This window comes from Photobacterium sp. 53610 (assembly GCF_036409375.1).
Classification (GTDB): domain Bacteria; phylum Pseudomonadota; class Gammaproteobacteria; order Enterobacterales; family Vibrionaceae; genus Photobacterium.
The window spans coordinates 78,358-102,066 of record NZ_JAXOFS010000007.1; the positions used below are offsets into that span (position 1 = coordinate 78,358).

Annotated in this window: 18 protein-coding genes; 4 read left to right on the forward strand and 14 right to left on the reverse strand. The window is 53.5% G+C overall.

The window, feature by feature from the left end; genetic code table 11:
- Positions 1 to 17: 17 nt before the first annotated feature.
- The 3 genes from SPK40_RS16740 to SPK40_RS16750 are packed head-to-tail and all read right to left on the reverse strand — an operon-like array spanning position 18 to position 1,848.
- Positions 18 to 494: a GNAT family N-acetyltransferase gene (locus SPK40_RS16740; protein ID WP_248143150.1), complete on the reverse strand. Its 477-nt coding sequence runs from the start codon at positions 492 to 494 to the stop codon at positions 18 to 20.
- A 16-nt stretch (positions 495 to 510) separates the two neighbouring features.
- Entirely contained in the window at positions 511 to 1,515 is a 1,005-nt protein-coding gene (locus SPK40_RS16745; RefSeq protein WP_442957590.1) for a S66 family peptidase, read from the reverse strand.
- A 48-nt stretch (positions 1,516 to 1,563) separates the two neighbouring features.
- Positions 1,564 to 1,848: a MazG nucleotide pyrophosphohydrolase domain-containing protein gene (locus SPK40_RS16750; protein WP_330961256.1), complete on the reverse strand. Its 285-nt coding sequence runs from the start codon at positions 1,846 to 1,848 to the stop codon at positions 1,564 to 1,566.
- 145 nt (positions 1,849 to 1,993) lie between these two features.
- On the opposite strand from SPK40_RS16750, the gene SPK40_RS16755 reads away from it, so the two are divergent.
- On the forward strand, positions 1,994 to 2,362 hold the full coding sequence (locus SPK40_RS16755; protein WP_248143148.1) for a VOC family protein: 369 nt from the start codon (positions 1,994 to 1,996) through the stop codon (positions 2,360 to 2,362).
- 121 nt (positions 2,363 to 2,483) lie between these two features.
- Here the strand turns inward: SPK40_RS16755 and lepB are convergent, their stop codons facing one another.
- From lepB to SPK40_RS16795, 8 genes are all read right to left on the reverse strand, one after another.
- Positions 2,484 to 3,311 carry a signal peptidase I gene (lepB, locus tag SPK40_RS16760; RefSeq protein ID WP_330961257.1) on the reverse strand — a complete coding sequence of 276 codons (828 nt, stop codon included), beginning with the start codon at positions 3,309 to 3,311 and terminating at the stop codon, positions 2,484 to 2,486.
- 95 nt (positions 3,312 to 3,406) lie between these two features.
- Positions 3,407 to 4,375 (reverse strand): polysaccharide deacetylase family protein, encoded by a 969-nt coding sequence (locus tag SPK40_RS16765; protein ID WP_248143146.1) that lies wholly within the window; start codon positions 4,373 to 4,375, stop codon positions 3,407 to 3,409.
- Between the two features lie 222 nt (positions 4,376 to 4,597).
- Positions 4,598 to 8,380 carry a cellulose synthase subunit BcsC-related outer membrane protein gene (locus SPK40_RS16770; RefSeq protein ID WP_330961258.1) on the reverse strand — a complete coding sequence of 1,261 codons (3,783 nt, stop codon included), beginning with the start codon at positions 8,378 to 8,380 and terminating at the stop codon, positions 4,598 to 4,600.
- Positions 8,371 to 9,480 (reverse strand): cellulose synthase complex periplasmic endoglucanase BcsZ, encoded by a 1,110-nt coding sequence (gene bcsZ, locus SPK40_RS16775; protein WP_330961259.1) that lies wholly within the window; start codon positions 9,478 to 9,480, stop codon positions 8,371 to 8,373. The genes SPK40_RS16770 and bcsZ overlap by 10 nt, the downstream gene beginning before the upstream one ends.
- A complete protein-coding gene (bcsB, locus tag SPK40_RS16780; RefSeq protein WP_330961260.1) occupies positions 9,477 to 11,756 on the reverse strand; it encodes a cellulose biosynthesis cyclic di-GMP-binding regulatory protein BcsB in 2,280 nt (759 codons plus the stop codon). The genes bcsZ and bcsB overlap by 4 nt, the downstream gene beginning before the upstream one ends.
- Positions 11,757 to 11,760: 4 nt before the next feature.
- Positions 11,761 to 14,382 (reverse strand): UDP-forming cellulose synthase catalytic subunit, encoded by a 2,622-nt coding sequence (gene bcsA, locus SPK40_RS16785; RefSeq protein ID WP_442957587.1) that lies wholly within the window; start codon positions 14,380 to 14,382, stop codon positions 11,761 to 11,763.
- 15 nt (positions 14,383 to 14,397) lie between these two features.
- Positions 14,398 to 15,171: a cellulose biosynthesis protein BcsQ gene (bcsQ, locus tag SPK40_RS16790; protein WP_330961261.1), complete on the reverse strand. Its 774-nt coding sequence runs from the start codon at positions 15,169 to 15,171 to the stop codon at positions 14,398 to 14,400.
- Positions 15,168 to 15,383 (reverse strand): hypothetical protein, encoded by a 216-nt coding sequence (locus tag SPK40_RS16795; RefSeq protein ID WP_248143139.1) that lies wholly within the window; start codon positions 15,381 to 15,383, stop codon positions 15,168 to 15,170. The genes bcsQ and SPK40_RS16795 overlap by 4 nt, the downstream gene beginning before the upstream one ends.
- A gap of 729 nt (positions 15,384 to 16,112) precedes the next feature.
- On the opposite strand from SPK40_RS16795, the gene bcsE reads away from it, so the two are divergent.
- From bcsE to bcsG, 3 genes are read left to right on the forward strand one after another with little or no spacing between them, the layout of a single operon-like run.
- Positions 16,113 to 17,465 (forward strand): cellulose biosynthesis protein BcsE, encoded by a 1,353-nt coding sequence (gene bcsE / locus SPK40_RS16800; RefSeq protein ID WP_442957588.1) that lies wholly within the window; start codon positions 16,113 to 16,115, stop codon positions 17,463 to 17,465.
- Entirely contained in the window at positions 17,462 to 17,608 is a 147-nt protein-coding gene (locus SPK40_RS16805) for a hypothetical protein (protein WP_330961263.1), read from the forward strand. The genes bcsE and SPK40_RS16805 overlap by 4 nt, the downstream gene beginning before the upstream one ends.
- Before the next feature lie 25 nt (positions 17,609 to 17,633).
- Positions 17,634 to 19,298 (forward strand): cellulose biosynthesis protein BcsG, encoded by a 1,665-nt coding sequence (gene bcsG, locus SPK40_RS16810; RefSeq protein WP_330961264.1) that lies wholly within the window; start codon positions 17,634 to 17,636, stop codon positions 19,296 to 19,298.
- Positions 19,299 to 19,370: 72 nt separating this feature from the next.
- Here bcsG and SPK40_RS16815 read toward each other — a convergent pair whose 3' ends face one another.
- The 3 genes from SPK40_RS16815 to SPK40_RS16825 form a co-directional block, all read right to left on the reverse strand.
- The gene (locus SPK40_RS16815) at positions 19,371 to 20,789 is read right to left on the reverse strand and encodes a S41 family peptidase (protein ID WP_330961265.1); all 1,419 of its coding nucleotides are present in this window, start codon (positions 20,787 to 20,789) and stop codon (positions 19,371 to 19,373) included.
- Between the two features lie 166 nt (positions 20,790 to 20,955).
- Positions 20,956 to 21,951 (reverse strand): DUF2860 family protein, encoded by a 996-nt coding sequence (locus SPK40_RS16820; RefSeq protein WP_330961266.1) that lies wholly within the window; start codon positions 21,949 to 21,951, stop codon positions 20,956 to 20,958.
- A gap of 105 nt (positions 21,952 to 22,056) precedes the next feature.
- Positions 22,057 to 23,694, reverse strand: a complete 1,638-nt coding sequence (locus SPK40_RS16825; RefSeq protein WP_330961267.1) for an ATP-binding protein — start codon at positions 23,692 to 23,694, stop codon at positions 22,057 to 22,059.
- Positions 23,695 to 23,709 lie beyond the last annotated feature (15 nt).

Consider the following 23,709-nt stretch of genomic DNA (forward strand, 5'->3'; position numbering starts at 1 on the left):
ATCAAAGTCCATCTTCTTCAGTCCAAACTTTTCACCATGGGCACACAAGCCAATTCCAGTCCTTTTGGCGAACGATAGACTGCAATCTCATCGCCCGTAAAGCCCCTGGCACGGTAAAAGTCGGCCGCATTCAGCGTCGCGTCCAGTTTCAGTGCGGTCACGCCCGATTCTCTGGCGAGTGTTTCAATATGCGCCATCAGGGCCCTGGCAACGCCCTTGCCCATATAATCCGGCGCAACAAAAATGGCATCCACCTTCCCGATCCCATGTTCAGTGTTGAGCATGGCCGTCCCGATCACCCCCTGTTCAGACTCGGCCACGTAAAAAGCCCGTTCGATATCAGCGATAAAGCGTTCTGACATCCCGCCTTCCGTCCAGAGTTTTAACTGCGCTTCCGGATAATCCGCAACACACTTCGCCCAAATCGCCCGCTGACGAATCTCGTGTGCAGCCTTTGCATCCGCTTTGACTGCTTTTCGAATCACAAATGTCATCTTTCTCTCCTTGGAATCACTTTGCCAGCCATGGGTCTGTCAGACGAATGCTTTCACGATCAAAATCGATCTCTGCCGTCGCTCCCAACGGTGTGACCAGCATCGGGTGGGTATGGCAGCTATCGAAACCAGCCAGAATCGGTAATGACTGGCCGTTCAGCACTTCCAGTAAAACATCCAGCGGCGTTCTGCCTGTACCTCTGTCATTAAACAGCTCGTGTTTTCCTAAAATCACGGCAGACACCGTCTCAAACACGCCACAGAGTTTCAGGTGAGCCAATGAACGCTCAACGGTTTCGATCCCTTTGAGGGAATCTTCAATCAACAAAATATCGCCGTACTGAATCGCTGGCATGTACGGACTGCCCCAGATTCCGGTCATGGTATTCAGGTTACCGCCAATCACCCGGCCTTTAATCACGCCTTCACCCATAAACTGCCAGTGGTTGGGGGATAAGCGTTTCGCTTCAGACTGCGTTTCCCAGTCAATCATTTCATCCGTCCAGGCTGGCGGCATCTGATACTGGTACGAGGATTTTCCCGGGCGGCAGAGCAGCTCAAAAAATGAGTCATAGGTTTGCTCAACCAGTGGCGGCAACTCGCCAAACGAAGCCACCAGCGCAGGACCATAAAAAGTAATCAGCCCGGTTTGGGCGTATATTCCCATCAACAGCGCGGTGACATCGGAATAGCCGATGATAATTTTGGGATCGCGTTTCAGCGCCTCATAATCGAGATAAGGCAGCAGCGCGTTACTGTTATTGCCACCAATCGTCGATATCACACAGCGCACTTCCGGATCACGGATCAGGGCATTCAGTTCTGCCGCGCGGGCCTGAATCGAGCCGGAACGATAATGGTCGGAACCTCCGGTCAGGCTGCCTGCCACAAGCTGAAATCCTTTGCTCTCTAGAAAGTGTTTCGCCCGCTCAAATCGCTTCGGCGCGAAGACTGTCGCGGGCGAAGAAGGCGAAAAAAATCCAATTTTATCCCCGGGCTTCAGGGCGGGCGGTAAAATAATGTTCATGAGAACGAATACATCCTTGCTCTGTTGAATGGGTGCCGCAAACTAACTGCGATATTTCTGCTGATTGAGCTGGTCTTTCAGGTGATGGGTCTGCGTTAAATCGACCCCATAGACATTGGCCAGTGCACACAGATAATAAAGAACATCATACAATTCTTCGGCAATCGTCCCTTTTAAATGGTCAAGATCAGGCTGACCCTCTTTCCCTTTCCGGATTGCTTCTGATAATTCCCCGACCTCCTCGATCAGCTTGAGGAAATACCCGGGAGTGTTCTCCGGATGATGATCGACGGCCCGAATATGTGCCTGTAATTCACTGATTTTCATCACTTCCTTTTCATTATTGTATACCTGACCTGGGAATTTGTGACTGTAAACATCACTCAAAAGATATGCAATAGGATACTGACAGTTTCTGACAGTCCGCCGGTTTAAACTCAGGTCATTCCTAGCCAACACCGAAAAGAGGTCAATGATGCTGACACCCAATCTGCTGTTACTTTATGTGAAAAGCCCTGAAACCAGTGCTGTTTTCTACCAAAAACTGTTCAACTGCGACCCGGTTGCCGTCCTTCCCACCTATGCGGCGTTCGATTTTGAAAATGGCCTGAGTCTGGGGCTCTGGTCGGAAGAGGCGAAAAACTTTGTCTCCGGCGGAAGCGGCCATCGTTGCGAACTGTCGTTTATGGTGCCGGATGACGAAACCGTAAAATCGCTTTACGACCAATGGCAGCCATCCGTGACCATTGAACAGCCTCTGCATGAAGCGGTTTTCGGTCTGACCTTTGTCGCTCTGGACCCGGACGGCCACCGGATCCGGGTCTGTACGCCGGATGATTAAATCCAGCATCCGGATACAAAAATGGCCGCAACCGCGGCCATACTTTTGAATGTGATCTTTTTCGGCGCAATGTTTTTCGGCGCAATGTTTTTCGGCTTGGCGCCTTCAGACAAAACTAAAATCACTCGAAGTGATATACCACTTTTCCGACAATGCGTTCAGACGGGATCACCCCGAAATTGCGACTATCGTATGAGTTATCCCGGTTATCTCCCAGGAAAAAATAATGGTCTTCCGGAACCTGAATCGTCAGCTCATTCGGGCGGGCGCGCTGAAAATCGCGCAAGATCTGATATTCCTGCTCGCCCAGCGATTCCGTCACCAGCACTTGATCAGCCTGAACCGGCTGCCGGTGAGTTGCTAAAGGTTCACCATTTCTCAGCACTTCACCATCTGAAATCACAATCTTGTCACCCGGTATCCCGATCAGCCGCTTGATATAAAGCACATCCGTATCAGGAACGACAAAAACATACATGTCTCCGGGCACCAGTGTTCGTTGCGAAGCGTCCTCTGTAAACAACAAACGACCATAAGACCATTTGGCACGGTAGCCCATTTTACTGACCAGAATTTTTTCACCCGGGTTCAGCATCGGTGACATCGACTGCCCCGGAATCTCGAACGGTTCGAGTACAAATGTCCGCAGGAGAAAAGTACTCCCGAATGCAGCAGCAAAAATACCGGATATCCCCCACCAGCGGGCATACCAGACATCCGGGCCCGTCTTGCCCTGTCTGATAAGCCAACAAAGATGGGCAGCAAAAAGAACATTGATGAAGGCCAGATAATCCGTTTTTATATTGAAGTAAAAGAGAAACAAAGCGGCGACAACGACCGCCGAGAAAAATACAGCTGCATATTTCCATCGCCTGACATAGAGATAACCCAGCGGGCCGGTGAACAGTCCCAGTAAAATTGCCACCCAGTATTGAGGCTTACGTTCCATTTGATCATTCCTTTGTGATGCGGCGACTGAATGACAGGTGATTCCTCTCCCATGCATCATCGCCACGCTTTCAATCAGCCCTTGGGCATCAGTGATTAACCTTCAGATACAACACACTTTTCTTTGCCGGACAGTATATCTCTCAGCTTTTGATAGTTGGTGAACTGAATCTGATTTCTTGCAATCGCAGTCTGCAGTTTTCCGGTGTGCCAGACCTGCATTTCATCCGCCCGGAAACGGGCATCGAGCATTTTCTTTTCAGCGCTGTCCGTCAGATAAGCCGGATGAATCGCGACGTGATGTAATGCCGGTTTTGCCTGATCAAACATATCGCGATACAAAACCTGACTAAGCGATGGATCTTTTTCCCGCGGTTCCGGGTTGTAATACATCCAGAAGACATCCGGCCCATACAGCTTATCTTCGCGAAGGCTGGCTGTAGCCTCCATTTGTTCCGTCTGGCTCTTCCAGAACAGCTGGGTAATCACCGGCAGCTGGTATTTATCGGCAAGGTTCAGGGTTTCCGTCAGAAAATCATCCCTTGCGTCCCAATAGAGCATATGAAAATCAAGATGGGTGACATTCAGACCCATCGCCAGTGCGCGGGTAATCTGGGCTTCCAGTTCCCTGACGACATCCCGGATATCGGCGTGTTCGGCCAGAGTCGGGCCGTCCGGCCACATATATCCGGCTTCGTTATACAAAGACGGCACCTCTTTCCGGCTCAGCACCGGCCCCCAGCCATTGGCTTCCTGCCATTCATTGGTCAGCGTCAGATGCAGACCGACCGGCAGATTCCGTTGCCGGGCGTAATTTGCAGAAAAAGCAAAATTTGGTGCAGGCACCATCAGTGAAAAAGTCTGAATCACACCTTGTTCATATAAATCCACCACAGCTCTGTCCATATCCGGATGCATCCCGACATCATCGGCATTGATGACAAAGACCACATCATCCGGCTGATATCCCAGACACCGGGTCATCTGACTTTCCCTGGCGCATCCGGTCAGCATCCCCGCCACAGCAATCACCGCGACGGCCAGACCCGTTTTTTTCAGTTTCATGCACACTTCCTTTTCAAGCGAACACAGTACTCAGGCTGCACTGATGAAGCAGCAAAGTACGATTCAACCCAATGAATGAATCCAGAGGCATATACCATGACTATTTCTTGATGAACAAGCGGTTTCTTATCAGCATGTTACGAACATCCCTCATAGCGATAAGCAGGGAAAGATATATACGAAAAAGAGCACTTTCGTGCTCTTTTTATTCCTTGATTCATCTCAGTCAAAATCGCTGTACAGCTGCGGCACCGCAGGCGGGTATTCAATCGGCTGCCATCGATCGCTGAAGGTGTATTTCATGTAGAGCATGAAATGGTTGGGTTCGTAAAAATCTGAACGTTGCAGATCCAAAGATGCCCCTAAATACCAGCGCTCGCTGATCCGCTGCTCGATGGCACCTTCCAGTGCATAACCAAATCCACCGCCCGTACTGGCATCTCCGGCTGATGCATCCGGCGCATCTTCTTCCGACCAGGAGTGTGAGACAGAACCGCTGACCCGATAAGACAAACGGTTACCGTAGCGCCCGTAATAATTGACAGGCAGAGACAAGGAGACATAGCGCTGCGGACTGTAATACCCGCCGCTGCCCAGCGTATATTCCCCCAGATTTTTATCGTAATGGAAATACAGCAGGTTGGTGCCGATACTCAGGCGCTGATCATCCGTCGCCATCAGCTTGTAGTAAGCCCCGCCCAGCAACGCCAGCCGGGTATTATCTGCAACATGGTTGCCTGTCATCTGATGATACTGCAGGCTGTTCCAGAAACCATATGGCCCGCCGATATCCCAGCTTGAACTGAGTTTGATCCCCGTGCGGACCACTCCGCCCCATGCCGTTCCCGCCGGATCGCTGACCCCGTCCGGAACCTGCATCCCGGCATAAGACAACACAGTGCTGGTTTCGGGACGCCGGGATGCCGTGACCGAGACTCCAAAATCTCCCAGCTTGCTGTCAACGGTGACGCCACCCACCCAGGTGCTGTGATCAAAACCCAGCGGTGTCGTACCGATATCCGCAGCCCAGTTTTCGGCCTGCCAGCCCACGCCCAAAGCCATGCCGGATGCCTGGCTGCGGAATGTATCGGAATCAACCGAGCGGCCCGCCGGCTTCTCAAAATAGTCCAGATGACCGGAATCAACGTGGACATAATCCGCCCGCAGCAACAAATGCCCGTCCCAGTCTTCCACCGGGATTCGCGCTTCAACCGGGATCTGACTGGATTGGTTCTCGCCGTCTCTGGCACTGTAATCCCAGCCGATGATCACGTGACCATCGCTGCGATCACGCAGACGATCGATATCCGCCTTCACATTCCGGGTCAGCCAGTCATCATCCGCTTCCTGATACAGCGTACGCAATTCAGGGGATGCCTTGCGGGCCTGCTCAGCATCCGGGCTTTTTTCGATCCGGTCAGCATTCAGCGCTTCATAGCCCCGCTGCTCTGCAAGCACCCACTGCTTGTTCTCCATGGCAATTGCCATGGCATTGCGATAATCCATCGCATCGGCATCTGAGCGCAAATTAAGTTCCAGATTCAGGGCATCCGCTCTGGCTGTTTCTCCCTGTGCATTCATCACCGGGGCGACAGCCATCAGCTGACGGGCCGACAACGACGCTCGTTTGACAAACAAGCGTTGAGAGGCCCGCTGATAAGCCTCCGAATCACCGGAAAGCGCAGCGGCCTGTAAAACGCCCGCCTCAGCTTCCGTCTGGTCAGGTTCCGGTTTCACCAGAATTTGCTGATACAAGGTCAATGCTGTGTCGTGCTGTCCCTGAGCCAGCCGGAGGTCGGCTTCCGCCAGCACCCTGCGGGAATGCAGTGCATCCAGTGCAGCGACCAAAGACTGATCCAGTTCACCATTCAGCTGTTGCTGACCTTTTCCAGCCCGCCACTGATCAAACTCGCTGAATTTCGCCAGCGTAATCATCAGCCCGCCGTAGCTGAGTTCAGCCGATTCAGACCACTGCGCGTCCGGCGTCATGCCGCGATAAATGGCTTCGGCCCGTTGCCGCTCACCCAAATCTGCCCAGACAACAGCCAGACGTGCCAGTGCCTCGGGCTGATCTGCATATTGCTGGCCCAGCGCATTCAGCTGCGAACGCACGGTGTCCGGATGCGTCTGATAGCGTGCAGCCACATCAGCCAGCGTCTGGTTCAGCTGTAACCGGGTCAGATTCCGCTGCATCGCATCTGTCCGCTGTGAAACCGGCACACGGGAGAGCACCGTCACCGCTTCCGAAAGTCGATCCGCATGTGCTAAATACAACGCATAAGCGAATAACATGTCCGGATCTGTCGTCCCGGACGACCAGTGTCGCATCAGCACATCGGCCTGCACTCGTTTTCCGGCCAGAACCAGTGCGTCGGCAATGTCACGGCGCTGCCAGGCTGAGGTCGGATTCAGGGCCAGAAAATCGTTCGCAGCGCGTTCTGCAGCCGGTAAGTCCTGATTTGCCAGAGCCTGATTGAGCCTTTGCTGAGCCGACTGAGTTTTCATGTCTGACAGCCGCTCTGCCAGCACCCGTTGCTGAAACAGAGGCAACCCCTCCACAAAGGCAATTGCCTCCGGCAGCCCGCCCTGAGCCTCATGGACATTCACCCGGCCACGCAGTGCGGTTTCATTGTTGCCGTCACGCTGAAGCGCCTGCTGATACGCCTGATCAGCCGCTTCAAACTTTTTCTGCGCCAGCAATAACGCAGCCAGTTTGTTATAGGCATAAGGCGCACTAGTATCTGCTGCGATGGCTTTCCGGTAGGCCCGCTCCGCCTGAACGATCTGATCCTGATCTTGGTAGGCATCACCGTCATCCAGATAAGCCCAGTATGACGAGGTTTCCACCAGCGACTGCCACTTACGGATATTGTCCGGATCCGCATCCAGCTGCTGTGCCTGCCTGAAGTATCGCAATGCTTTCTTCTGCTGACCCTGGCGCAGATACACCATACCGAGGCCACCCAGAATCTCCGGATCGTTCGGCCGGGCAGACAGCGCATCGGTCAGCAGGCGCTCAGCCTCTTGGTATTGTTTTTTATTCAGCAATGCCAGCTCCAGCAATGCCAAGCCCCGGCGTTTGGCCTGATAAGTCGGGTCTTTCCGTAATTCCTGCTCGGTTTGCCAGCGTGTCTGAGCATCCTGACTGGCGCGCTGAATCGCCATATCCGACGGATAATAGCTGGCGACGATGGCATACTGATCAGCCACCGCCTGAGAAATCGGCAGTTGCCCCAGCGCCCGCAACCAGGCTTCTGCCGCAACGTGCCCCATATCCGAACGCAGCGCCAGCTGGCGGTAGGTGTCCAGAATCCAGGGATCGGCCGGGTCACGGCGCCGGATATGATTCGCCAGTGCCAATTGAAAGCCAGGCACGCCCGGACAGACCGCATTCAGCTGCTCCAGCCCCTGCTTCACGGCGTCCCAGCGCTCCCTGATGTTGCCTTCAACCTGAAGATATTCCAGCTGCAGTTCCGCCGAAGGCATGCCGTTGGGGAATAGCTGACGATAGGCTTTCAGCGCTTCAGGATAGCGTCCGGCATGAGCCAGCAGACGCGCCTGTTGCAAGGCCGCTTTCTGAGGGCCCTGAATCGCAATCAGATCATTCAGCGCCACCCGTTGCGGAGAACCGGCTTTCAGCTGATTCGCAATGGCCTGCGCCTGTTCCGTCTGATGCTGCTTCAGAAACAGCCGCGCCTGAAAATACAAGCCGTCTGGCTGCTGGCTGTCGATCGCAAACAGACGCTCCAGCGCACTGGCCACAATGTCGTCCCGGTTCAGCGCGGTTGCCAGTGCAATCTGCTCCACCAGAAACGCTACCGAATCCACACCTTCCAGCGACGCGGAAAGCCGGACGGGTGTTACCGGCTGATAAACCTGCTTCAGTTGCGCCGGCGTCAACGGGGTGTCCGGCACAATGCCCGCCAGCGCTATCTGGCTGACAAACAGCGACCCGACGCTGAGTACTGCCAGCCTGCGCTGACCCGGAAATCGGATTACTGACATTGATGAGTCCATGCAGGCTCCAGTTCCCCGTTCACCCCAAAGCGGTAACGCTGCTGATGCCAGCCCAGCCCGAACATCGCCAGTACATTGTCGTAATAGTGATCATCCGCTTGACGAACCAACAGTTCAGATGCGCGTCTGGCCTGAGCGGCCAGCAACGACGGCTCACTTGAGGCTGCCAGCAACGGCAGTAATGCTGCCGAAAAACCAGCGCTGCCCGCGGACTGAGCACGCCCGTTCTCTGTATTGACTTCACGTGGTGGTGCCGACAGTTTCGCGATCGCGGCCACCATCGGCTGCATGGCTTTCACTAATTTGGCCTTGTCGTTCGAGTCGTCATTCAGCATCCCCGCCCAAAGATAAGTCCGGATGGCGTTATAGCTGCCTGTGGGCCCGGTCTGTTGGTCGACCGAAAATTGGCTCTGACTCAGCGTCACCCAGTCCGGACTGAAACCGGCAGGCATGGTCTTCAGAATCATCGCCAGACTGGTTTGATACACCGACTGCCATGCATGGTGCGGATAAAGATCGCCCATGCGCTGGATCAGCTGAAGCGGAACATAACTCGGATTGACCCGGTATCGGCCATCGCCGAGCCCGAATCCTTCAGAGCCGGGCAGCAACACCGTGCCCATCCCTTCAATCTTCACGGTCTCTTCCCGCAGGATCCGGTTTGCCATCAGGTAGGCCAGCGAACTGTAATAGTAGTTGTCCCACAGACGTCCGGCTTCGGCCAGGGTATAGGCAATCCAAAGGTCAGAGTCCGAGGCCGGATTGGCGTCCAGCACACCAAACTGCCCCGACGGCTGTCGTCCCCACAGCCATGACGGCAACCGGGCCGTCAGATCGCCTTCAGCCAGCTGGTTCTGCGTCCAGTTCAGTAAAGTGGCGAACGTGCGCTGATCGTTGGCGACCAGCGCAAAAAACAGCCCGTACGACTGACCTTCAGATGTGGTGATCTGACGCGCGTCGCTGCCGTCAACCACCCGGCCATTTACAATGTAAATCGACTGAAACTGCTGCCATTCCGGCCAGTCGCACGTGACGGCCCTGCTTGTTCCCTGAAACAAGAGGCACAGGAGAATCATCAGCTTTTTCATTCGTTTCCTTCTCCTTTTGCCAAACGTCTGGCCGCAATTTTACGCAGGATCCGCCACAGGAAGACGGTTACAATCACCACCAGCAAAGCCGCCAGACTGGCCACCCACACCGGATGGTTCGAGAAGTGGTACCAGACCAGTTTCCACACCGGCAGCTTTCCGACATAGTAACGCTGTCCCACATTGTAGCTGGCGACTTCCTGATTTCTCAGGATCACGACAGACCCCGACATAAACTCAACTTTTCCGGCATTAGTCAGTGCCTGATCGACCAGTTTCAATGCCTGGGGACTGGCGGCCATCACGGTAACCAGACTGCGTTTTTTGGTAAAAGGCGATTCCATCCCCGTCATCGCTGCAAACGCACCGCCTGCTTCCACAGACACCACATCCGCGGCATCCTGATTGCCGGTCGGCGAAGCCAGCCAGTGCATGCCCAGGGATTTCTCATTTCTGCCCGGCAAGCGAATCTGACGCTCTCCGGCTTTCACCACCAGATTGACCTGATCGCGGTCGAGCGCAGCACTGCTCAGTTCAGGTACAACACCGAGACTCAGGATATCTTTGTCTTTCAGTGTCTTGCTGTCCCACTGATTGGTCAGGGTGACATTGATCCCCGGGTAACCGGCATCCGCACCCAGACGTCCCATCACATTCAGGAAAGTCTGCAGCTCTTCCCGGGTCGGCGATGCCGATACCACCACAGCCGTGTCCGCCAGATCGGCCATTCGGGTAAACGGGAAACCGGATGTGGCAAAAGCACGCATGTTCGGCATTTCGATGTAATGCGGAAAACCACTGAAATCAATGGTTGAACTGCCATCAATCACAGCATATTGCTTGCTGGGCTGAGTGACCTGACAGTTCCCCTCAGTCACCGATGCGAAACCGAATTCAAACTCAACATGATTTTTGCTGCCGACCTTGAACGCCGGAATACGAACCCGGTTACTGCCGCTCAGAATGCCATCGTCCAGCAAGGGCACCCGGATGCGTTTGGATTCGCCCCCTTTCCCTTCAGTTGTCAGATTAAACGCCTCGACGAACTCATCGTTAATTTTGAGACTGAGCCGTGACCCCGAGTTATCCGTCATCGGCGGTGAATACCGATAGCTGAGATCCATCGGAATTCCCCGGCTCTGCCAGGTGAACAGATCCGGGGCCAGTTGTAAATTCAGGTTGATTGGTGCGGGAGCACGCCCTTCCACCTGGAGCTGATTGCGCTGTGCCACCAGTTCTGAAAACGCAACCGGTCGCGAGGTATCCACCCAGTTCGGCGCATCATAAGGTACTCTGGGTCTGACCTGCTTCACTGCATTGATTTTCGCCATCGGACCGGTGAGCAGTTGGGTGCCCAACGCCAGCCCCTGAACGGCGGTATTCAGATCCTCACTGTCCCGGCCAATCACCAGCAGCAGCTTGGCAAAAGGATGGGTGGGATGGGTGATCATCTGCAGGCGCGGGCCGTCGGTGTCGGGAAAATCACGCAGAAAATCAGGCTTGTTATCGTTGGTCACAAACACCACCGCATGCTGCCCGGGCAAAGCGTCGAAAGACAACGGAAACCGGGCACCGCGCCACTGGGACAAAGCGCCAAAATGGGATGCCAGCACACCAGCCGCTTTGATTTGGGCCAGATCATAGTGATCGCCCATCACCACGGGCAGGTTCAGACGTGTGAAATCTCGCGGGTCAAAAAACGGCGCCGGCAGCAGGCTCAAATCACTCTGAACCCGGGTTTTCTGGACCATCAGCTCAACGTGACTGCTCTGGCTGATTTCCGCCCAGATACTGGCATCATTCGGATTGGAACAGGTTTTGTGGGTATTGCCGATCAGTTCAAACCGAATCTGGTTATAGTTACTGAAATAGCGGGCATCCAGCGGCATCAAAATCGACACCTTCCGGCCCTGCTGACCATCCGTAATCGGCACCACGCCCATCAGTTCGTCATTCAGATACACCTTGATGTGAGAAACGAGCGCCAGCAGCGCCGGGGAAGGCGTCACATCAAAATACAGGTTTCCCTGCGCAATCACTTCATCCAGCCGGGAGCCGAAACCAATGTAGGCATTCGCTTCGCTGCCCTGAATGCCAACAGAACCTTGAAAACCCAACTGTGAAAACGGCAGCTCGCGTTTGCTGACAGCGGATAAAGTCTGCGGGGCAACAGACGGAACCGTCCCCGCCAATGTTTCCTGTGCGCCGGCAACTGCAGACACACCCATTCCCATAAGGATGGCTGAAAGTGTTTTTATTGTTTGATTCAGTTTCATTCTTTTAAGTCCTGTTTGGGACAAAACGGGGTCTGAGAGACCTGATCACATCAATGACCGATAAGACAATCTGTACAACAGTCGCGAGTATTTTTGGGCCGTGCCGGACCAGACGCCGGTAGCCGTCGAGTCCCACCTGAAGAACCGCCTGCATGCTCGACAGCGGCTTATCCGATGCATAAGACTGCTGCCATTTCGCCCAGGTGTCGGCACGGGCAAAAGTGCACTGCACATAATCAATCCGTTGTTGCGTACTCAGGCGATCCAGCTGCAGGCCGAGCATCCCCTGACGGGCAAAGGCGATGATGGCCGGGAACACAAAGGACTGGTTCCCGCGGCTGAGGACCACTTCCAGTTTCTGCGTCGCCATCGCTTGCAGCCGCTCACTGTCTCCGTCAGCCAGTTCAATCCGCATGCCGCCCAGCGAGAAATCCTTGAGAACAGCCTGCAGCAAATGACCGGAATGCAGCCGGATTGCTACCGGAATGGACACTTCTACCCGGTGATCCCGACGCACCTGCTTGGCTTCCACCGCAACCGCCACGGCAGCGCCAAGGATCAGCAGGTTATAAAGTGTCCAGAGAAGGTTCACCAGCACGGTGGTGAACTCATGATCCGGACCCCAGCCTAAGCGGTACACACCCACGCCCAGACCCAGCACATTCAGGAGCACCAGCACCAGATAAGGCCGTGAGATCACCCAGTCATAATGCGATTCTTCCACCAGGCCGCCTTTCGCGGTGACGTTAAATTTGCCTTTATGCGGGGCGAACAGCGCCACCGTTGTCGGGCGGGCGATGTACCAGGCCAGCACGGTTTCATACACTTCTCCCCAGAAGGAGTAGCGGTAATCCCCCTGCATCCGCGAATTGGTCAAGCTGGCGTGGATCATGTGCGGCAGCACATACAGCACAATCGCCATCGCTGGTGCATAAATGATGTATTCATGCAGCAGCAGGAACGCCAGTGGTGCAGTCAGAAAAACCAGCCGCGGAATACCCGAGAGAAAATGCAGCATGGCATTGGCATAACAGAGTCGCTGGGACAGCTTGAGTCCTTTACCGGTCAGCGGATTATCGACCCGGAAAATCTGCGCCATCCCGCGTGCCCAGCGGATCCGCTGCCCCACATGAGCAGAGAGCGTTTCAGTCGCCAGACCCGCTGAAATCGGCTGTTTCAGGTACGCCGAGTGATAGCCCAGACGATGCATCCGCAGCGAGGTATGCGCATCTTCAGTGACGGTTTCCACCGCAATGCCGCCCACTTCTTCCAGCGGGGCACGACGAAGCACCGCACAGGATCCGCAAAAGAAAGTGGCATCCCACAGGTCATTGCCGTCCTGAATCAGGCCATAAAAAAGATTGCCTTCATTCGGGATATTCCGGAAATTCGACAGATTCCGCTCAAAGGGATCCGGTGAAAAGAAATGGTGCGGTGTCTGAATCAGCGCCAGTTTCGGATCCTTGAGAAACAGTCCCATTGTCAGCTGAAAGAACGCCCGGGCCGGAATATGGTCACAGTCGAATATCGCAACATACTCACCGCTCGATTGTCTGAGCGCATAGTTGATGTTGCCCGCTTTGGCATGCTCATTGGTCGGACGGCGAATATAGTGAACTCCGACTTCATCGGCAAAGTCACGAAAGCTGTCCCGTTTCCCGTCATCCAGAATATAGATATTCAGTTTATCCTTCGGCCAGTCGACACCCAGTGAGGCGTACACTGTGGCACGCACCACATCCAGATCTTCATTGTAGGTCGGGATCATGATGTCAATCGTCGGCCAGAGTTCAGTGTCTGACGGCAGCGCAACAGGCTTACGGTTTAACGGCCAGATATTCTGGAAATATCCCAGCATCAGCACCAGCCAGGCATAAGTTTCAGCGAGCAGCAGCAGGCAGCCCAGCCCCAGAGCCAGCGGTTCATCCCAGTTCAGGGTGGACGTATACCGCCACCACAGGTAACGGCACGAAGCGGTTACCGACAGGATAATCAGCAACAATGTCGGAAAATGTCCGGGCATGCGCCGGAACATCATCGCCAGCGCCCAGAGCAGCAACACGAAAACCGTCTGTGCCTGCAGGCCAAACGGCACCGTGAAACAAATCAGGGCCAGCAAGACCACAACACACAACAGCATCAGGTTCACCACCTTACCCGTCCGGCTGTCTTTAAGGATCGCCCTGAAATTTTCGGTATCGGATTCGGTTGCCTGCTGTTCCAGCCATTGCACGGCAATGCTGAGACGTTGCAGCGGCAGGTAAAAGATCTGAGCTGACCCGCGATAGGCCCGGCCCAGCCACGTCTGCAACCAGCCCTTAATATCCCCGGGCGCATGCTGCCTGACACACAGCAGCCACAGGCTTTGGATCAGAAAACGGATCGGATCCAGCCAGACAGGGGCCGCAAAGTTGATCTGCGGGTAATAGACCAGCGGCAGTCGCCAGGCCGGTACACCGGCCACTTCCGGCTTCAGCAACAGAAACGCAAAGACCAGCCAGCACCCGAGCACCAAATGCCCCAAACCGGTCATTGGTTTCCCGCCTTCACGCTCAAAGGCTGCTTTCTGCGCCTGAAACTGCCCGACCACCCAGGCTTTAAAAATGAAATTCAAGGGGTTCAACATAGTTCAATGTTCGAATCAGTATGATGACAGCTGCGCAATACACCAGAGTGCCAGCGTCTGATAATCTCTGGCGGCCTGACTGCCGGGTGAGTAGTGCTGTACTGTGGTCAGGTTGGCGGCGCTGTCCATGAGTGCGATATCCCGGTGCAGGACAACCGGAGATAACAGCGGCCCCAGCTCGTTTTTCATGACCAGCATAAAATCACGGCTGAGTTCTGTTTCCGGCTGAAACTGATTCAGAACAAACTTCAGCGTCGTCTGATTCTCTGGGCCTGCGGATCCCTCAAACTGAGGCATGTTGTGCTGAAGCACAGCATAGCTGGCTGCATCCGGCGTCAGCACGACCAGCACCAAATCAAATTGTTCGGAGGCATTCAGGGTGTTCAGCCATTGCAGATCGCTGACCACCAGATGATAAAGCTGCCAGTGTTCCCGCTCATCGTCGCGTTTCACCCGGGACAACGAGTTCACCAGTTCAGAAAGATACAAAGCCCGTTGCGCGGTAAAACGGCTGAGGAAAGGCTGACTCAGTTGCCCGAAAGGCAAAAATGCCACCCCGTGCGGACTTTCAAAGCCGGACGCAAACCAATCTCCGGAATCGCAGATACGGCTGGCCCAGCCATCGGTATGACTAAAAGGCATGCCAAGGTTCAGCCGGAGGACATTGACGGGATCGGTATCCACCACCAGCACATCTTTCTGCACCTGAACCAGCGACTGTGCCAGATGGGCTGTCACCGTATTTGATCCCACCCCACCGCGAAGACTGACGATCGCGACGCGTTTCATAAAGCTTTCGCAACACCCGGCTGACGGCTGTGCCGACGCTGCGGCTCAGCGCCGGACTGAGACGAAACCGGCATTAGCGAGTCTCCCCGAAAAATGAGCCATTTGCGTTTTGCATTGGTATAAGTCTCATTTTCAGTCATCTCAATATAATCATGGTGCGGCATTTTGTAAGACGCATAGATAGCGTCAATATCTTTGGCTGGCACGGACACGTATTATCACCACTTGTTAAAAAATATAAATATTTGAACCACAAAGGAACCAATGAGAATGATTCGTTGATTCAATAAGAAAATAGATTGTTTTTTTATTAACTTTTGTAATACATAATGCTCAAAAAAATCCCACAAAAGAATCCTGTTTTTCAAGCTTGTATAATTGGAGAAATGAAAATAATACCGGATGGCCATCTTCATTTGCCAAATAATTATCTATAGAATTTATCCAACTCGCAACCAAACACATACCAAAACATTTGAATGCTTGTAAAAACATATAAATAGATGTTTACTGCAACCCGTTCACGGCGATGATAAAAGAAATAGCGCCAATATGTTTCACTTTTTAACCAGATTCTATATGATCTGCGTGTATTTTTGGCACACCTTTCTTGATGCCTGCACCTGCGATTCCCGACCACAGTGCGTTCATGACGCACATTCTGATTGGGTGACTATTTTTTGGTACAATTTATGTCTATATATCAAGGCAGGCTGCCTGTTGAAAAAAAAGAATCTCGCTCGGTATATGTTAATTTATTTGGACATAAATCTGTTGCAACCGATTACCTGATTTCGACAAATAAACATAATCAAAACATAACGTTCACATGTCTGAATGATAAAGACAGCTTTTACAGCGGACTGAATGAAGAAATATTACCTGAATTAAAATCATCTCTGAAGCGACAAGGGAATCGAATTTATTTCCTGACAAAAAATATGTCAGAACGTTCCCTTCATGTCGAAGAAATCATTCAGGATATTTTTCGCATTCGCATTTCGAAACAATCAAACTTGACGTTGCTCATTCCTGATATTCTGCTGGCCAATTTATCGCAGCAGAACCTCGGGCAATTATTTGAATTGCTCAAACAATATGCAACTCAGCGGCATTTAACCATCGAGGTTTTGCTGTATGGCTCGCTGGCTGTCTCAGTCAGGCCCGCATTACTGGCACTCAACCCTCTGCTGGCCGGACTGGCAACCATGACGACCGTCAGGCCCGGTAAATACCAGTATCAGATTGCTTTCTGGGCCAGTCGTCAGGGTATCCGGGCCGACGAAACCTGGCTGCTCAGCCGGGAATCCGCCGGAGAGCTGGTCGTGCTCCCTCCGTCTGAATCTGCCCTTCCGGCGCAAACGGCAACGAATACGGTTCAGTCGCCCGTCATTCTGAGCCGAGAAGCGCTGAATGAGAGAGAGCAGCCAAACGACTCGTTACAAATCATGCCTTCCAATCAGGCAGTTCTGAGCGATGCTGAGCGGCCGGGGAATGCGACTCTTATTCTGGGCTGCGGATCGCCCGAAATGATCCGCCAGCTGGCTGTTGATTGCTTCCGCATCAGGCAACAAGCCGGCCCGAAACTGAAAATTATCATCCGGGAAACACGCCAGTGCCTGCGATACAGCGATGAAGCCTTTCTTCTCAAAGCGGGCGTGAATTTAATCGTGCCGTATCAACTGCCTTTCACCCGGCTGATGAGTCAGGCTGAAGCCATCCAGTACCAGGTGCTGACGCGTCCCCTGCCGGAAGACACAGAAGAACTGCTGTCTTTCGACTTGCGCTATGAACACAGAGGTTACCTGGAGAACCCGGTGTTTGCTCAGTACTGCCATCAGATCATGCAGCGCTCGACGCCATCTCAGCTGAGATTCGCTCTTGTGAAACTCAGCCTGTTACCCGGGATGAAAGCAGAAGAGTGCCTGCGCCTGTGTCATATCCGGCGCAACGGCGATGTCGTCACGGCCTGTCATGGCGCACTCTATGTTCTGTTCAGTGCGATTCGACAGGCGGATATTCACACCGCGCTGAACAATATTTTTGATTTCCCGGTCCGGGATCTGTTTCACCAGGTTCGAGTCATTCACACCCATCACGACACAGAGCGTGAATTGACAGCAGTGGCCGAAGATGCGGTCTCTGTCTCCGGGTTGAGCGCATCCGGCACCACGGAACCGGACCACTTTTACAGGCGATCATCCGGACATTCATCAGGCCACGCATCAGGCAGACATGAGGGCATGCCACTGTTTGCTGTCCCGAAACCCATCCAGTTACAAGGTGATTCATGAACGTTGACGATTTTCTCCTGACAGCCGGTATCAGCCTGCTGATTGGCCTGGCTCTGGGCTATTTCGGACGTGAGCTCACCGCCAAGGGTATCCGGGTGTACCGGAGCCATTTCAGGCGTTCACACTACTTTGAACAAGACTAACAAAACCGACAAACAGTAAGCGCACATGACGACCCAATTCACTTCCCGAACTGCTCAGCCCCTGCAAGGGCTGGGTTGGTGGAATGTCTATTTCATCATTAAAATTGCTCTCTTCCTGCAAGGCATTCTCAGTTTTCACCCGCTCGAAAACTTCGCGCTGGTTATCTTCCTGCTCTTGCCGCTGAAAGGCAGATTGCTGCAGATCCTGAGACTGATGATTGCGATCCCGGCAGCCGCCTGGCTGATGCATTACGATTCTTATTTGCCGCCGCTAGAACGGCTATGGGCTCAGATGGGCCAGTTGATGCAGTTTGAGTGGCATTACCTGCTGGAACTGACGGGCCGGGTTATCTCTTTTCAGACCCTGACGGCACTGTTTGCTGTCGCTGCCGGTTATTCTCTGCTCAACCGTGTGCTACGGGTCTCGGTCATTGTGGTGGCGACTCTGATTGTCATCAGCCTACCCGCAGCGCAAATGCCGGCGGCCGTTGCCCAGCCAAAACAGCAGACTGTCGGCGAGAAGACTATACCTGACAACCACACTGTGCCTGACAGCCAGACGGTTACAACTGCGACATCTGTGACGTCCCCGACCGGGACCGATGACGCATCACTGAATACTTATCTGTCCGGCTTTTTTGACACCGAATCCGAACGTCAGGTGTTGTTTGACAACCGCGCCCAAACCGCTGCACCCTTTGATCTGCTGTTCCTGAGTCTCTGCTCTGTTGCCTGGGATGATATCGAAATCGCCGGACTGTCCGATCACCCATTGTTCAAAGAATTCGATGTCCTCTTTGATCGGTACAATGCCGCAACCTCTTACAGCGGTCCGGCCGTGATCCGTCTGCTGCGCGCAAGCTGTGGTCAGGAAACCCACCGTCAGCTGTTCTCAGGCGCACCCTCACAGCAGTGTTACCTGTTTGATAATCTGAAAAGACTCGGTTTTGAAGAGAACCTGATCATGAACCATGACGGGGTCTTCGATAACTTCCTGCAGTTGATCAAAACCGAAGGGCAGGTCAGTGCCGATTTGATGCCACAACAGGGCTTTCCCCCCTATCAGAAAGCATTTGACGGCAAGCCCGTTTACCGGGACCGGCAGGTGCTGGAAGATTGGTTCACGCACCGGCAATCCGATCACAGCGAAAAGGTAGTGACGCTCTACAACACCATTTCCCTGCATGACGGCAACCGGATCATCCGCGGTGATACATCGACCAGCATGGCCAGCTACAAAACCCGGCTGAAGAACCTGCTTGATGACCTGTATGCGTTCTTCCAGACCCTGAAACAGTCAGAGCGCAACATCGTGGTGGTCATGATCCCGGAACATGGTGCGGGAATGAAAGGAGACCGGATGCAGATTTCCGGCATGCGTGAAATACCGTCTGAATCGATCACGCATATTCCGGTCGGTCTGAAAATCTTCGGCAAAGGCATGGTCCGGACGGGCGCTCCGGTTCACGTCACTGCGCCTTCCAGCCATCTGGCCCTGTCGCAGCTGATCAGTAACGTTCTGGCACAAAATCCGTATGAAACCGGACATTTTGACCCGGCCAGCCTGATCAAAAACCTGCCGGAAACCCCAAGGGTCTCGCAAAATGAAGGCTCGACCGTCATTGATGTCAATGGCAAGCCATACATCTCGCTGGACGGCAACACCTGGTCGGCGTACCCGGCCCATTGACGCCCGTCTCCTCAGACAGCACAACACGCCACCGGTCAGGTGGCGTGTCACTTTAGACTGGACATTAAGCTCTCAGAACCCGTAGAACACCAGCTCATAAGCAGGAATGAATGCATGAGCAGGCGTGAATTCTGCGGAACTCTCCGTAGGTTGAATGCCCTCGCAGTCCAGACGCTTTCCGTTCATATCCACCAGCCAGAATTCAGGCACAGAAAGCCCAAGTGAATCAGACAATGCAACATACGATGGCTCGGCATAAGCGCCCTGCGTCACACTGCCAAAATGTTTCACCTGGGGCTGTGTTTTGACGGCCAGGGCCAGAATCTCAGCAGCCCCGGCAGTATCCCGATTCGTGACCAGATAGACCGGCTGACTGTATTGCACCGGCCCTTCTGGCCTGAACGTCACAAAGTTCACGGAAGCCCCCGGATGTTCAAAGCCAAAGACGGGCATCTCAGTCGTAAAAAAACGTTCGGCAACTAATTGCGCCGTGAGGTAAGAGCCGCCGGGATTTCCGGTCAGATCCAGGATCAATGCACGGGTGTGCTGCAGCTCCGCCAGAATCAGATCCAGTTGTTGCCTGATGTCCGCTTCATTTTGCTGACTCAGATGGCTGACCAGCATCACACCGATATTGTCCTGTGTTTCTCCCCAGTAAAACATAGGATGCTCACCGCCAGAAGATTTCAGCGACTGCGTCAGCAGGTAATGTTCCACGGCCTGCAAATACGCATTTTTGCTGCCAGTCTGAGCCGAATAGGGGTTCAGCCAGGCCTTCTCGGGGAAAGCCTCTTCACTGGGTAAAGTGTCCTTGCCGGCTTGTCGCTGAAAACCGAGATGCTGGCTCAGCGCAGAGGGTCGGCGATAAGGCTGCGAGGTTACACCATCCTGATGGACCAGCACCTGAAACATCGACAGCTCGCCCAGCATCGCAATGACTTCATTTGGTCCCGGTTCCTGAGATGTCGCGCGGGAAGCTCTGTCACCGTCCGGAATCAACTGCGACATACGCTCGGCCAGCACCGGATTATTTTCAAGAACAGACCAGACCCGTTGGGTCTCATGAAGGCCAACCGTCATTTCCCGGTCTGCCGCAGCACCGGAGGTCACAACAATCTTCACCAGATCTGAATTGTCCCGGCCACCGGTATCTTCTGCCCATAATCTGAAGGTGTAAGTGCCGGCCATGGCGATATCAATCACGGTAGCCTGTTCCCGGTCCCCATCGATGATATTGACCGGCTGAGGGCCCGACGCCAGACTCCAGCTGACCTTCCGGATATCGTATACACTGAGATAGCTTTCCACTTTGCCCTGAAGCGTGAGGCTGTTCACCGGCAAAGTCAGCACCTGATCCCGGCCCGCATCCACGGTCGGTTTGGTCAGCTTCTCCGCATCTTTCGCGATATCATCAGAGCCGCAGCCCAAAAGCATCGTGGTTGCCAGCAGCATACTGCTCAGAAAAAAGGGGCGCATCTGGAATTTTTGCATGACTGAATCTCTCTTCGTTCCGCTGAAAATACAGATTGTTCATTGACTGAGAGCAGCTTAATGCCTGAAATCACAAGAGGCTGTGGTAATCGTTAGACCGTGTGTGACACTTTGTGACCATTTCAGCCGCAGTGACCCCGCACCCCCTCCGGCATTGAACACATCGCTAAAACCGGTAGCTGATCCCGGCCGAAACAAAATAAGATTCAGAGTCATAGAACCGGATATCGCTTTGCGTGTGTTCAATCGAACCCAGCAGGTTCAGTGCCAGATTCTCTTGCCCCAGCAAACCGCGATAGACATACAACACGCTGGCATTCAGAAGCGTTGCATCTCTTCTCTTGCCGAAAACAGGGTGCACCGTATCGTATTCTTCATCGCTGTACCGGAGCGTCGTATAAAATCCCTGACGATGAGCATTCAGATTGATCCCCAACTGATACCCTACAGCCGTGAAGTCATTCGCAGCCCCGTCAGCATTGCGCTCGGTATAGATCAAACGGGGCACCAGAGCCATCAAACGATTCACAGGCAACAGCAGTTCGGCTGAACTTTGATAGAACTGACTCTCCCGGAGCAGTTGCTGACGCTGCGCCTCACTGAGCAACAGGTTCTGACCGGAAAGATCGTCATCATCCAGCTGATAATCCACAAAGCCGTAGCGAAGCGTCAGGGGGATAACTGAAGCAGTGAAGGCCAGCCGCCCCCCCTGCGTGGTCACATCCGTTTTCTGACGTGCCACCCGGGTCAGGAAAGGGTCTGTCCAGGTCTCATTGATGCCCGGCAGTTTCGGGAAATAGGCCAGAGTAATTTCCCCCAGGCCGGGAATCACCTGAGTAACTCCCAGTTCAGCCTGAAGCTGACCTTCAACGATCTGCTCCTTACTTTGTCCGATGAAAACCTGGGTCATGCCGGATGAAAGGGTGTATTGCAGTCTGCCTAATGGCGCGACTCGTGTTTCTTCGGTTCGCTTGCCGGAATGATTCAGATCATCCGTGATGGCATTGTCATCATGGGTGTTGAATTGAGACTGACGGTGAATGGCGAAACCATTGAGGCTGATCTCGCCGCTCCATCCCGGTCGCATCGGCGCTTGCCCGTTGGCCAATACACTCCCGGAAAGCAGCATCGCAACGAATAACCCGACTGTTTGGCGTTTCATTGTTTTTTCCTTGTCTGATAAGCATGTCGGATTTCCATGCTAAGTGACTGAGAAAAAACAAACAGACCAACTCTGGGACCGATTGTGACCAAGTAAGACAAACGCTCAGGAAACGCTTTCCGGCTCAGATTCTTTCATGGGCGGATGCTCCGCGGTTGGTTTCAGAGCCATCGGCCAGCGCAGCGTAAATCTGGCCCCGCCCATTGATGCCTCATCCAGCGACACACTGCCCCGGTGCAGCAGCATAATTTGCCTGACAATAGCCAGCCCCAGACCGTGCCCCTGCCGGGTATCACGCTGCTGGTTATCCACCTGGGTAAAGGGATCGAAAATGGACTCCCGCATTGATTCCGGGATACCGGGCCCGTCGTCTTCCACAATCAGGACCCAATCATCATCCTGCTGCCTCAGTTCGATACGGATCTGACTGACTGCAAACCGTCCGGCATTATTTAACAGGTTATTGAGAACGCGGACCATGGCCCTTTGATCAACCCTGAAGGTCTGCGTCTGAAGCGCTGGCGGAAACCAAAAACGGACTGCCAGACCGGCAAACTCATCCTGAAGCAAGCGGACTTCATTCTGATACATCTGGACCAGATGGCACGGTGCAATTTGTACCATCTGGCTGTTCACGCTGTAGCGGGACAACAATAATGTCTGATTGATCAGGTGATCGAGGTCATCAATGCTTTTATGAATGATTTTCCGGTAATTCTCTTCCTGATCTTTTCGGATATCGCTGCCGGAGAGCATTTCAAAGGCAAAGCGCAGCCGATACAGCGGCGTACGCAAATCATGAGCAATCGCGTTAGTCAGCTCCCGGTGGCCGTTGATCAGCTTTTCAATGTTGTCGGCCATTTTATTGAAAGCATTCCCCAGTTGGGCAATCACAGACAGACGGGAAATTTTACCCCGCTGGCTCAACCGGCCTTCCCCGAAATCATCTGCGGTTTTTGCCAGCCGTTTTAAATCACGCCAGAGCGGAAAAAGCCAGAGCAACAACGCTCCGGAAATCGTCACCACAAACAGAGACATGACACTCAGCTGAAGCAATTGCTGCGCATTCTGACTCTGCATATCGTGAATACTGATGAAATAGTCGTGATTGAGCTGGGTATACAACAACGTACTGCCGTCATCCTGGGTACGGCCAACAACCTGCCCCCTCAGTAACCGCCGCCTCTCAGATTCACTGAATTGAGCGCTGCCGGTTGGCACAAGTCTGGCTTCAAATGGCCGTTCTACAGAAACCTTCGTCAGATAGTCCTGCCACTGTGACTGAGGTAGTGTCAGCACCGTCCGTTTCAGAATGTAGAGTGCACCTTGTGACTGAATCGCAATCAACTCATTTTCAGACAGATTCATGGCATAAAACAGCACCCACTGACTGTCCGCAACCTGCTTCAGCAATGCCGTGGGATCGCTGAAGTCCATCGCCAGTTCCCCCAGATGAAACCGGTTCAACACTTTTTCATCACCCTCATACTGTGCCAGCGGCACCAGCTTTAACTGAGAGCCGAACTGTTCGCTGAGATCATCAATATAGGACTGCCACTGCGCCTGAGGCTGGTTCACTAAGTCATCATGAATCACCAGCAAGGTGTCATCATAAACCTTGGAATAAAACTCATACATCATTCGCTCACTCATGTAACTGATCGGGCCAAAACCGGTCGGAACCATGAGAAAAAGTAAAGGAAGGATAATCGCCAGCCAGAGAAACGAAAACGCTTTAATCATCAGAATCGTCCATCT

Coding starts and splice junctions, on each gene's coding strand:
- SPK40_RS16740 (WP_248143150.1), bottom strand. CDS start 494: ATGACATTTGTGATTCGAAAAGCAGTCAAAGCGGATGCAAAGGCTGCA.
- SPK40_RS16750 (WP_330961256.1), bottom strand. CDS start 1,848: ATGAAAATCAGTGAATTACAGGCACATATTCGGGCCGTCGATCATCAT.
- SPK40_RS16755 (WP_248143148.1), top strand. CDS start 1,994: ATGATGCTGACACCCAATCTGCTGTTACTTTATGTGAAAAGCCCTGAA.
- lepB (WP_330961257.1), bottom strand. CDS start 3,311: ATGGAACGTAAGCCTCAATACTGGGTGGCAATTTTACTGGGACTGTTC.
- SPK40_RS16765 (WP_248143146.1), bottom strand. CDS start 4,375: ATGAAACTGAAAAAAACGGGTCTGGCCGTCGCGGTGATTGCTGTGGCG.
- SPK40_RS16770 (WP_330961258.1), bottom strand. CDS start 8,380: ATGTCAGTAATCCGATTTCCGGGTCAGCGCAGGCTGGCAGTACTCAGC.
- bcsZ (WP_330961259.1), bottom strand. CDS start 9,480: ATGAAAAAGCTGATGATTCTCCTGTGCCTCTTGTTTCAGGGAACAAGC.
- bcsB (WP_330961260.1), bottom strand. CDS start 11,756: ATGAAACTGAATCAAACAATAAAAACACTTTCAGCCATCCTTATGGGA.
- bcsA (WP_442957587.1), bottom strand. CDS start 14,382: ATGTTGAACCCCTTGAATTTCATTTTTAAAGCCTGGGTGGTCGGGCAG.
- bcsQ (WP_330961261.1), bottom strand. CDS start 15,171: ATGAAACGCGTCGCGATCGTCAGTCTTCGCGGTGGGGTGGGATCAAAT.
- bcsE (WP_442957588.1), top strand. CDS start 16,113: ATGTCAGAACGTTCCCTTCATGTCGAAGAAATCATTCAGGATATTTTT.
- SPK40_RS16805 (WP_330961263.1), top strand. CDS start 17,462: ATGAACGTTGACGATTTTCTCCTGACAGCCGGTATCAGCCTGCTGATT.
- bcsG (WP_330961264.1), top strand. CDS start 17,634: ATGACGACCCAATTCACTTCCCGAACTGCTCAGCCCCTGCAAGGGCTG.
- SPK40_RS16815 (WP_330961265.1), bottom strand. CDS start 20,789: ATGCAAAAATTCCAGATGCGCCCCTTTTTTCTGAGCAGTATGCTGCTG.
- SPK40_RS16820 (WP_330961266.1), bottom strand. CDS start 21,951: ATGAAACGCCAAACAGTCGGGTTATTCGTTGCGATGCTGCTTTCCGGG.
- SPK40_RS16825 (WP_330961267.1), bottom strand. CDS start 23,694: ATGATTAAAGCGTTTTCGTTTCTCTGGCTGGCGATTATCCTTCCTTTA.